At 71.3% G+C, this 10980-nt stretch carries 10 protein-coding genes; 2 read left to right on the top strand and 8 right to left on the bottom strand.

The window, feature by feature from the left end; translation table 11 throughout:
• Both VGX25_RS29355 and VGX25_RS29350 read right to left on the bottom strand, forming a co-directional pair.
• Positions 1-666 (bottom strand): 23S rRNA (adenine(2503)-C(2))-methyltransferase RlmN (locus VGX25_RS29355; RefSeq protein ID WP_326921173.1); only part of this gene is annotated, 666 nt, incomplete at its 3' end.
• 30 nt (positions 667-696) lie between these two features.
• A complete protein-coding gene (locus tag VGX25_RS29350) occupies positions 697-3864 on the bottom strand; it encodes a hypothetical protein (protein ID WP_326921172.1) in 3168 nt (1055 codons plus the stop codon).
• A 253-nt stretch (positions 3865-4117) separates the two neighbouring features.
• Between VGX25_RS29350 and VGX25_RS29345 the strand changes: the two genes are divergently transcribed.
• The gene (locus VGX25_RS29345; RefSeq protein WP_326921171.1) at positions 4118-4960 is read left to right on the top strand and encodes a class I SAM-dependent methyltransferase; all 843 of its coding nucleotides are present in this window, start codon (positions 4118-4120) and stop codon (positions 4958-4960) included.
• A 63-nt stretch (positions 4961-5023) separates the two neighbouring features.
• Here VGX25_RS29345 and VGX25_RS29340 read toward each other — a convergent pair whose 3' ends face one another.
• Entirely contained in the window at positions 5024-5701 is a 678-nt protein-coding gene (locus VGX25_RS29340) for a fibronectin type III domain-containing protein (protein WP_326921170.1), read from the bottom strand.
• Positions 5702-5951: 250 nt separating this feature from the next.
• Between VGX25_RS29340 and VGX25_RS29335 the strand changes: the two genes are divergently transcribed.
• Entirely contained in the window at positions 5952-6656 is a 705-nt protein-coding gene (locus tag VGX25_RS29335; protein ID WP_326921169.1) for a PadR family transcriptional regulator, read from the top strand.
• Here VGX25_RS29335 and VGX25_RS29330 read toward each other — a convergent pair.
• The 5 genes from VGX25_RS29330 to pyrH all read right to left on the bottom strand — a co-directional run bounded on the left by VGX25_RS29330 (position 6614) and on the right by pyrH (position 10928).
• The gene (locus VGX25_RS29330; RefSeq protein WP_326921168.1) at positions 6614-7711 is read right to left on the bottom strand and encodes a threonine aldolase family protein; all 1098 of its coding nucleotides are present in this window, start codon (positions 7709-7711) and stop codon (positions 6614-6616) included. The genes VGX25_RS29335 and VGX25_RS29330 overlap by 43 nt on opposite strands.
• 40 nt (positions 7712-7751) lie before the next feature.
• Positions 7752-8495, bottom strand: a complete 744-nt coding sequence (locus tag VGX25_RS29325) for a class I SAM-dependent methyltransferase (RefSeq protein WP_326921167.1) — start codon at positions 8493-8495, stop codon at positions 7752-7754.
• Between the two features lie 221 nt (positions 8496-8716).
• Positions 8717-9586 carry a phosphatidate cytidylyltransferase gene (locus tag VGX25_RS29320; protein ID WP_326921166.1) on the bottom strand — a complete coding sequence of 290 codons (870 nt, stop codon included), beginning with the start codon at positions 9584-9586 and terminating at the stop codon, positions 8717-8719.
• 41 nt (positions 9587-9627) lie between these two features.
• Positions 9628-10185, bottom strand: coding sequence for a ribosome recycling factor (gene frr, locus VGX25_RS29315; RefSeq protein ID WP_326921165.1), 558 nt, complete (start codon positions 10183-10185; stop codon positions 9628-9630).
• A complete protein-coding gene (gene pyrH, locus VGX25_RS29310; RefSeq protein WP_414636020.1) occupies positions 10182-10928 on the bottom strand; it encodes a UMP kinase in 747 nt (248 codons plus the stop codon). Before pyrH ends, frr begins: the two co-directional genes overlap by 4 nt.
• Positions 10929-10980: the final 52 nt, after the last annotated feature.

Here is a 10980-nt window from a genome sequence, read left to right as displayed (position 1 = left end):
CAACCGGCGAATCGCCGGCACCAGACCCACCGTCGACACCGTGACAGAACGCTGCGAGATCCCCAACCCATCCGGCGCCGGGTCGCAGATCCGGTGCACCGCGCCGACAACGCGACGGTAGTTGGCCAGCGGCTCACCCATGCCCATGAAGACGACGTTGGAGAGTCGGGCGCCGGCGTCGCGGGTGGCGAGGGCGGCGAGGCGGACCTGGTCGACGATCTCGGCGGTGGACAGGTTGCGGGTGAGGCCGGCCTGGCCGGTGGCGCAGAACGGGCAGGCCATGCCGCAGCCGGCCTGGCTGGAGATGCACACGGTCACCCGGTCCGGGTAGCGCATCAGGACGCTCTCCACCAGGGTGCCGTCGTGCGCGCGCAGGAGGGCCTTGCGGGTCTGGCCGTCGTCGCAGCTGACCGTGCGCACCTCGGTGAACAGGCGCGGCATCAGCTCGGCGACCAGGCGCTCGCGGCTGGCCGCCGGGATGTCGGTCATCCGGTCGGGGTCGACGGTCAGCCGGCCGAAGTAGTGGTGGGACAGCTGGGCGGCCCGGAACGGCTGCTCGCCGAGGGCCACCACGGCGTCGCGGCGCTCCTCCGCGGACAGGTCGACGAGGTGGCGCGGCGGCAGGCCGCGCTTGGGCGCGTCGAACACCAGGGGGAGGGACTTCATCGAAGTCCATCCTCCCATGCCGCGCCGCCGCTAGTCCGGGGACGCGGATGCGCAGGTGATCGGGGGCAGGCCGCGGGCGGTGACCAGGTCGTTGAACGCCGGCACGTCGGCGCCGACGATCCGGTCGAGCTCCTTGAGCTGATCGTCCAGCTGCCCGGACAGCAGGTCGAACACCGCCACGATCTGGTCGGTCGGGCGGGCGTCGACGCTCTCGATCACGCCGCGCAGGTGGGCGATCTTGTTGTTGAGCTTGATCGGGAAGTTGAGCGGGTCCTGGGCGGCGCGCAGCCTTGTCTGGTACAGCTCGTTCTCCACCGTGGACAGCGAGCCGGCCAGGGCCCGGCCGGCCTCGGTCACCGCCGGGTCGTTCGCCCTTGCCACCCGGTCGTCGACCTGCGCCGTGCAGGACCGGATGTTGATCACTCCGGTGTTGGCGTCGGTCGTCCGGTCCCGGACCGCGAGGGCCAGCTCGGACTGGGCGTGGATGTCGGCGTCGGTCACGTTGGTCAGCCGGGAGTCCTTGAGGATCTCGAACGACTGCTCAAGCGACTGGCCGTCGACGGTCAGCCGGACGGTGTACGTGCCGAGGTCGGCCTTGGGGCCCAGGTTCGACGCCTGCCAGTAGATGAGGCCGGGGAAGCCGACGGCGTCGGTCCAGCGGAGGTTCCAGGTCGCCGTCCGGGTGCCGGCGCCGGTCGGCAGGACGATCGTCCGCACCACCGCCCCGCTCGCGTCGAGGATGGTCGCGGTCGCCGAGCCGACGTCCTGCTTGAGCGTGTAGTTGATCGCGAGGTTGGGGCTGACCGTGCGCACGGGGTTGCTCGGGTCGCGCAGGGTCGCCAGCGCGTTGTTCGCGTCCGGCGCCGGGACGGTCGGCGGGATGACCGGCGCGGGCGGCGCGACCGGCGGGATGGGGGTCACCGGCGGCACGGTCTGGCGGAAGTCGGCGATGTCCTGCGGCCTGGTCCGCGGGGTGAGCCGGCGCAGCAGCGTCGCGCCGTCGTCGAGGACGTAGAAGCCGCGGCCGTGCGTGGCGATCACGAGGTCGCCGCCCTTGACGGTGATGTCCTGCACCGAGGTGTCCGGCAGGTTGGTGCGCAGCGACTGCCAGGTGTCGCCGTCGTTGAACGAGACGTACACGCCGTGCTCTGTGGCGGCGTAGAGCAGGCCGGGGCGGACCGGGTCCTCGCGGATCGACCAGAGGAAGTCGTTGGGCGCGAACCCGGTGTTGATGCGGGTCCAGGTCCGCCCGCCGTCGTGGGTGCGGAAGGCGAGCGGGGTGGGATCGTCCATCCGGTAGCGGTGCACGGCGACGTAGGCGGTGCCGGTGTCGAAGTGGCCGGCGTCGATCATGCTGACCCGGCTGAACTTCACCAGCTCGCGCGGGGTCACCGGGTGCCAGAAGCCACCGCCGTCGCGCGTGACGTGGATCTTGCCGTCGTCCGAGCCTGCCCAGATCACCCGCTTGTCCACTGTGGACGGGGCGATGGCGAACACCGTGGCGTAGTACTCGATGCTGGTCTGGTCCTTGGTGATCGGCCCGCCGGAGTCGCCGAGCGTGGCCGGGTCGTGGTAGGTCAGGTCGGGGCTGATCTGCTGCCAGCTCTGCCCGCCGTTGGTCGACTTCATCACGAACTGCGAGCCGGTGAACACCGCGTCCGGCTCGGCCGGGTTGACCACCAGCGGGTACGTCCACTGTGGACGATGCAGAAGGTCGCGGGCGGGATGGCCCATCGGGTTGTCCGGCCAGGGGGTGACCTGCCTGGCGCCGATGAAACTGCGGCCGCCGCGGTCGAACCGGGTCATGAACCAGTCGTAGTTGCCCGCGTAGAAGACATTGGAGTCGCGCGGATCCACCGCGATCGGGCCGGTCTCCCCGCCGCCGACGCTGAACCGGTCGGTGCCACCGGTGCTCGACACGCACACCGAGTCGCGGTCCTGCTGCTCGCCGCAGACCAGGTACGGGTCGTCGTTGGTCGTGGTGACCCGGTAGATCTGCGCCGTGGAGTAGTCCTGGTCGGTCCAGGTGGCCCCGCCGTCGACGGACACGTTGGCGCCGCCGTCGTTGCCCTCGACCATCCGCCGGTTGTCGTTCGGCGCGATCCACAGGTCGTGGTTGTCGCCGTGCGGGGTGCTGATCGACGACAGCGTCGCGCCGCCGTCGTCGGACCGGAAGAACTGCACGTTCTGCACGTACACCCGGTCCGGCGCGACCGGGTCGGCGAACACCTTCATGTAGTAGAAGGCCCGCTGCCGGATCGCCGCGTCGGCGTTGACCAGCGTCCAGGTCGCGCCCGCATCGTCGGAGCGGAACAGGCCGCCGGCCGCCGCCTCCACGATCGCGTACACCCGGTTCGGGTCGGCGCCGGACACGCTCACCCCGATCTTGCCGATCGGCAGCGCCGGCAGCCCGGGGTTGGCGGTCAGCTCGGTCCAGGTGGTGCCGCCGTCGGTGGACTTGAACAGCCCGCCGGTGTCGCCGCCGCTGGACAGCAGCCACGGTCGGCGGATCACCTGCCACAGCGACGCGTACAGCACGTTCGGGTTCGACGGGTCCAGCACCAGGTCGACCGCGCCGGTCTGCTTGTCCCGGAACAGCACCCGCTCCCAACTCGCGCCGCCGTTGGTGGAGCGGAAGACGCCGCGCTCGGCGTTGGGACCGAAGGCGTGCCCGAGCGCCGCGACGAAGACCCGGTCGCAGTTGGCCGGGTCGAGCCGGATCTTGCCGATCATCTGGGAGTCGGTCAGCCCGAGGTGCCGCCAGGTCCGGCCGCCGTCGGTGGTCTTGTACACCCCGTCGCCGGGAATCACGTCCCCGCGCAGGTCCACCTCGCCCATGCCGATGTAGACGACGTCGGGGTTGGTCGGGCACACCGCGACCGCCCCCACCGACGAGCTGCGGATCTGGCCGTCGGTGACCGGCGCCCACTCGACGCCGCCGTCGGTGGACTTCCACAGCCCGCCGCCGGTCGCGCCGAAGTAGTACTCGTTCGGCCGGGCCGCGCTGCCGGCAACGGCGAGCGACCGCCCGCCGAGGTCCGGGCCGATGTTGCGCCACCGCAAACCCTGGTACAGCGCGGGATTGACGTCCCTGCCCCGGCTGGACGCCGGCTCGCCGACCGCGGCGGCCGGGACGACGAGCACCGCAGCGGCAACCACCGACAGCAGGACCAGAACGCGCGTGCGGAACCGGGCCATGACGCCCTCCCTCCGCGCCGACCGGCGCGTGCCCTCCGGGAGATACCTACTCCCCACCCTGGCCCGACCCGACGGCGACCGACACCGCCAAACGTCGGGATGCCGCGGTGTGCCGGATCCGGCCGTCCGTCACGGCTTCGTAAGAAACATCCCGGTCGGTATCGTGTTCCAATCCGGGGGATCTGCCGGTTCTTCCGATTCTCATCGTGGATCAGATCTCCCGGGCGATCCGACGGCGGAGGGGAGCCGCGACATGGTCACCGACCAGACCGCCACCGACCTGTTCCGGGCGTGGGCCGACGACCTCGCCGCCTGGCGGATCCCCGAACGGATCCTGACCGCGGTGGACGAGTCTCCCTGGGTGCTGCCCGACGAGGTCTTCGCCCGCCGCGCCGACCGGCAGCTCGCCCACCCCGGCGGCCCGTCACACGCCAGGGCGATCGCGGTGCTGCCCAACCGGGGCTCGGTGATCGACGTCGGGGCCGGCGGCGGCGCCGCCAGCCTCCCGCTCGCCCCCGCGATGACACGGCTCACCGCGATTGACGCGAACCGCTCGCTGCTGGCCGACCTTGCCCGCCGCGCGGCGCCGCTGTGCCTGGAGCTGGCCACGGTGCACGGCCGGTGGCCCGACGTGGCGGACCGGGTGCCCGACGCCGACCTGGTGGTCTGCCACCACGTCCTCTACGACGTCGCCGACCTCGCGCCGTTCCTCCTCGCGCTCACCGGCCATGCCCGGCGCCGCGTGGTGGTCGAGATCACCGCCCGCCACCCGCTGACCGCGCTCAACCCCTTCTGGCAGGAGTTCCACGGTCTGCCCCGGCCGACCGGGCCCACCGCCGACGACGTGCTCGGCCTGCTGCGATCCCTCGGCCTCGACGCGAAATCCGAGCGCTGGACCCGCCCGGCGGTCGCCGAGTACAAGTCGTTCAGCACTCTGGTTGACGTCACCCGGCGACGCCTGTGCCTGCCGCCGAACCGAGCCGCCGACGTCGCCGCCGCCCTGCACAGGCACGGGATCACCGAGCGGAAACCGCCCGACCTTGGCTCCTCGGGCGAGCGGCTGGTCACCATCTGGTGGCCGGGCCAAGCACGCTGACCGCACCGGGACCCACGTGGTGGTTGGGCGGGCAGCGGTTTCGCCCAACCACCACGGACCGGATCACCGGTTCGGGAAGGTCACCGTCACCGCCCCGCTGCGGGCGGACACGTTGGTGAAGTCGTCCTGGGCCTCCACGGTCAGCGTGTGCGTGCTGCCGGGCAGGACGACGCAGTCGAGGTACAGCAGGTCCCACGCGGTCACCGAGGTGCCGTAGGTGGCGGTCAGGAAGCTGCCGCTGGAGCGGATGACGTACCGGATCCGCGAGCTGTCGGTCGACGCGTCCCACGCGATCACGTCCACGGGCGCGACGGTCGGCGTGGCGCGCAGGTTGCCCGGCACGGTCGGCGGCGTGGCGTCGACCGGCGTGGTGAATTGAACCGACGCCGGCGCGGAGCTGTTCCGCGAGCCGTCCACGGCCACGACCGACGCCGTATAGGGGAGCCCCGGGATGAGACCGGTAATGGTCGTGCGCGGCTCGGTTGAGGCAAAGCGTTGCAACGAGCGGGGCAGCGCGTTGGCTTCCGCCTCGTACATGACCCAGCCGGAGTCGTCGGCGGCGGGATTCCACCCCAGCGTCACGCTGGTGAACGACACGCTCTGCACGTGCAGATCCGTAGGCGCGGACGGCGATCCGGTATCCGCCGCCGCCGAGGTCGAACCCGGTGCGAGCACCAGCACGGCCGCGGCAATGGTGGACGCGAGCCCACCAATACCACCACGGATAAATCTCATCGACATGAATGCTCCTCAGCCTGGAATGTTCGATGTCGCACCCGGCTATACGCGGCCGAGTTCGCGTCGGTTCATTGCGCCGTTTAAACGTCGGCGGGCTGTCGAAGTACTGTCAATTATGTCGTCAATTTAGAACAATATTCACCTTTCGTGACAGTGTGCACACATAGCGTGGTAGTTGCATCGCGATAGCTTCCGATATATCGTCGAGGTGTCGCCGATACGCCGGCGACCTGACGTGAAGGAGCTGAGAGACATGCGTCCATCATTTGGCGGACACGAGCACGGCATACCGTTCGGGGACCCCCGGCGCCTGCGCCGGCACGCGTTCCGGCCCGGGTTCGAGGACAAGATCGAGGCGCTGCAGGCGCGCGGCGGCCCGCCGTTCCCGCCGCCGTTTCCACCGGGCCAGCCGTTCGCGCCCGGCCCGGGGCAGGGTTTCCCGTTCCCCGGGTGGAGCCGGGAATGGGGCCGGCACGGCCGGGGCCACGGCCAGGGCCGCCGGGGTCGCCGGGGCAACGTCCGGGCGGCCATCCTCGCCCTGCTGGCCGAGCGACCCATGCACGGCTACGAGATGATCCAGGAGATCACCCAGCGCAGCGGCGGGCTGTGGCGCCCGAGCCCCGGCTCGGTCTACCCCACCCTCCAACTACTCGCCGACGAGGGGCTGATCGTCAGCAGCGAGGGCAGCGGCAGCAAGCGGCTGTTCGAGCTGACCGACGACGGCCGGGCCGCCGTGGAGCGGCAGGACCAGGCGCCGCCGTGGGAGCAGATCGCCGAGGACGCCGATCCAGGCGACCTGAACCTGCGCAACGCCGCGGGGCAGCTCATGGGAGCGGTGTTCCAGGTGGCCCAGGCCGCGACGCCGGGGCAGAAGTCCAGGGCGATCGACGTGGTCAATCAGGCCCGGCGCGAGCTCTACGCCATCCTCGGCGAGGTCGAGCCCCCGGCGGAGGACTGAGCCACCCGCGCCCGGTCCATCAGCTCGACGAACAGGTCACCGATCTCCGTGTCGGTGACCTCGTCGAGCTGTTCGGACACGTTGATCTCGAAGCCGCTCAGGTGCGGCGACGGCATCGTCTGCACCCAGGTCGGTGGCGCCAGCCCGGCCTCCTCGCGCAGCTGCCGGACCGCCTCCCGGACGGCGGCCGGCGGGGCCTCCAGGTGCAGGTGGAACATCGGCGTCTGCGGCGGGTCCGGCACGACGTGCGCGCCGGGCAGCCGCGCCAGCGCCGCGGCCACCTTGCGGGCCCGCTCGGCGAACTCCGCCATCCGGGGCAGCAGCTCGTCGAGGCCGCGCTCGGCGGTCAGCGCCATCGGCCAGTTGCGGTCCACCGCCCCGCCCAGCCGGTCGCGCCACACCCTGGCGTGGCCGATCAGGTCCGGCTCCCCGGCCAGCACCGCGCCGGAGATGCCCGCCAGTCCTTTGTAGAGCGACACGTAGACGGTGTCGAACAGGGCGGCGATCTCGGCGTGCGGCCGGTCGTAGAACGGCTGCGCCTCCCACAGCCGGGCGCCGTCCATGTGCACGGCGGCGCCGCGCTCGCGGGCCCAGCCGGCCTGCGCGACCAGGTCGTCCCAGCTCGGCAGCCGGCCGCCGATCTCGCGCTGCGGCAGCTCGAGCAGCAGCGCCGCCACCGGCTCGCGCACCTCGGCCAGGTCGGCGAGCTGGATTAGCTCGAACGGGTTGCCGACCAGCACCGAAGTCAGGCCGTGCACCACGGCGAAGCCCTTGCGCTCGTGCACCTCGAGATGGCACTGCGGGTGCCAGGCCACCGTGCGGATCCCGCGCCGGTCGGCGTGGATGCGCATCGCGACCTGCTGGGCCATGGTGCCGCTGGGGAACATGGCCGCGGCCGGCTTGCCGAGCAGCTCGGCGATCCGGCCCTCGAGCCGCGGTACGGCGTCCTCCTCGGCCTCGTCCATGCCGACCCGGTCGAGCAGGCGCGGCAGCACCCGCGCCGGATGGCGGCCGGCGATCGCGGACAGAAACCGTTTCCCGACGTCGTACGGCATGCGAGGAGGCTACGGACGGCGCGTGCACCGCGCACGCCAATTACCCCACGAGCAATCCGGCCGGCTTGCGCCGGGTGAGCACCCGGTACCCCACCGGGAAGCTCAACCCGGTCACCTCGGCGCGGGCCCTGGCCGCGACCCTGGCGGAGAACTCGATCCGCAGCACCGCGGCGAGGCTCTCGCGGTCGGCGAACCGCCAGGTCGTCCGCACCCGCTGGCAGGCGAACCCGGCCCGCTCGAAGAACGCGTCGATCTCGGCCGGGTGGTACGCCGGCAAGTCCGCGCGCAGCCACTCGCCGTACGGCGGCACCGTGGCGTCCAGGTCGACGATGACCATCATGCCGCCGGGGCGCAGCACCCGGTCGGCCTCGCGCAGCCCCGGCTGGCAGCCCGGCCCGAAGAAGTACGCGGTGCGCGCGTGCACCAGGTCGACGCTGGCGTCCGGCACCGGAAGCCGTTGCGCGGACCCGGACCTGACCTCCACTGTGGACAGTCCGGCGACCCGCCGCCTGGCCCGCCGGACCAGCGGCTCGTACGGCTCGACACCCAGCACGCTGCGGGCGGTGGCTGCGAACCGGGGCAGGTGGAACCCGTCCCCGCAGCCGACGTCCAGCACGTCGCGGCCGGCCCAGTCGCAGGTCTCGCCAAGCACCCGCCAGATCTCGCCGCCGACGTCCTGGGCCCGGTTCTCCACCTCGTAGATCTCCGGCCAGTGCCAGATGTTCGGGCTGGGCACGACATCGACCGCGCGCAGCCGCTCCCGCGCCCTCGCCAGCACTCCCATGTGAACAAGCAAACACCACATGTCGGCCGGGACGGCACGTCCCCCGGTTACCGTCGAACGGGATGGCTGTTTCACCGGGCAACGCACGGCTCGTGCCGGTCACGATGTGCGTCGGGTACTTCGCCACGGTCGCGCTGGGATGACCGGCGGCGGCATCGCGCTGCCGGCCACCGCGGGTTCGTCCCATCCCGCGCTGCTGCCCGCGCTCGCCACCGGATTGCTCAGCCGGGCACGAACAGCCGCAGCAGCAGCCACGACACCACCGCGGACGGGAGCAGCGAGTCCAGCCGGTCCATGAGGCCGCCGTGGCCGGGCAGCAGCTGACCCATGTCCTTGATGCCGAGGTCGCGCTTGATCAGCGACTCGACCAGGTCGCCGACGGTCGCGGTGAGCACGAGGGCGGCGCCGAACAGCACGCCGTGCCACCACTGGCCGGGCAGCAGCAGCGTCAGGCACAGCGCCCCGGCCAGGATGCCGCCGGCCATCGAGCCGGCGAACCCCTCCCAGGACTTCTTCGGGCTGATCGACGGCGCCATGGGGTGCCGGCCGCGCAGCACCCCGGCGACGTACCCGCAGGTGTCCGAGCTGACCACCAGGATCAGGAAGCACAGCACCCTGGCCCGGCCGTCCGGCGCCACCACCAGCAGCGCGGCGAACGAGGCGAACAGCGGCACGTAGGCCGCGGTGAGGATCGACGCGCTGATGTCGCGCAGGTAGCCGGCGGCGCCGCCGCGGAACCGCCACACCAGGCAGGCCAGCACGGTCACCACGAACGCGGCGAGCACGCCGTTGCGCCCGAACGGCCAGGACAGCCACACCATGGCCTGGCCGCCGACGAGCACCGGCCACAGCGCCACCCGGATGCCGGCGCCCCGGTTGAGCGCCCCCGCCAGCTCGATCGTGGCCACCGCGACCGCCGCCGCGACGATCCCGACGAAGATCTGCCGCACGGTCAGCAGGGCCACCAGGACGGCCGCCCCCAGCAGCACCCCGACCGCGATGGCGGCCGGCAGGTTGCGCCCGGCCCGGGAGACCTTCGTTGCCGCCTTGTCGGCCGAGCCGCTCGAAGGGTCCGCGGAACCCGTCGGCACGTGGTTCTCCTCGACCGGCTCAGGTTCCGCGGAGATCGCCATCAGACCTCGAGAAGTTCCGCTTCCTTGTGCTTGACCAGCTCGTCGACCTGGGCGACGTACTTGTCGGTGACGTGCTGCAGCTCCTTCTCGGCGCGCACCACCTCGTCCTCGCCGGCCTCGCCGTCCTTGGCGATGCGGTGCAGCTCCTCGTTGGCCTTGCGCCGGACGTTGCGGATCGAGACCCGCGCCTCCTCGCCCTTGTGCTTGGCCACCTTGACCATCTCCTTGCGCCGCTCCTCGGACAGCTGCGGGATGATCACGCGGATGATCGTGCCGTCGTTGGTCGGGTTCACGCCGAGGTCGGAGTTGCGGATGGCCTTCTCGATCGGGCCGAGCTGGCTCGGCTCGTACGGCTTGATGATCACCATCCGGGCCTCCGGGATGGAGATGCTGGCCAGTTGGTTGATCGGCGTCGGCGAACCGTAGTAGTCGACGTGCAGGCGCGAGAACATGGCCGGATTCGCTCTGCCCGTCCGCACCGTGCTGAGCTCGTCCTTGGCGACCGCCACCGCCTTTTCCATTCTCTCCTCGGCATCGAGGAGTGTGTCGTCGATCACAGCGTCTGCTCCTTTGGGGTGCTGACCAACGTACCGATCCTCTCACCACGAACCGCGCGCGCGATGTTCCCCTCGGTGAGAAGGTTGAACACGATGATCGGCATGTCGTTGTCCATACACAGGCTGAACGCGGTCGCGTCGGCGACCTTCAGGCCCTTCTCCAGGACTTCCCGGTGAGTGATGTGGTCGAACATCTTGGCGTCCGGGTCGCTCTTGGGATCCGCGGTGTAGACCCCGTCGACCTCCTTGGCCATCAGCACGACCTCGCAGCCGATCTCCAGCGCGCGCTGTGCCGCGGCGGTGTCCGTTGAGAAGTACGGCATCCCGACACCGCCGGCGAAGATGACCACCCGGCCCTTCTCCAGGTGCCGCTCGGCCCGCCGCGGGATGTAGGCCTCGGCGACCTGGCCCATCGTGATGGCCGTCTGCACCCGGGTGTCGATCCCGAGCTTCTCCAGAAAGTCCTGCAGCGCAAGGCAGTTCATCACGGTGCCGAGCATGGCCATGTAGTCCGCCCGGTCCCGGTCCATGCCCCGCTGGGACAGCTCGGCGCCGCGGAAGAAGTTGCCGCCCCCGATGACCACCGCCATCTGCACGCCGTCCCGCACCACCGCGGCGATCTGGCGGGCGACCGCGGCGACCACGTCCGGATCGACGCCGACCTCGCCCCCGCCGAACATCTCGCCGCCCAACTTCAGCAGCACCCTCCGGTACGGGCGCGGCGTCACGCCGTACTCCTTCACCGAACCTCCTCGCGCCGCCGTCATCGGGAACGAGAAAGGGCGGGGTTGCCGG

It is taken from the genome of Actinophytocola sp. (genome assembly GCF_035942955.1).
GTDB lineage: Bacteria > Actinomycetota > Actinomycetes > Mycobacteriales > Pseudonocardiaceae > DASYTH01.
Note: the sequence above shows the minus strand (reverse complement) of the source record. Positions and strands in the feature narration are given on the sequence as shown.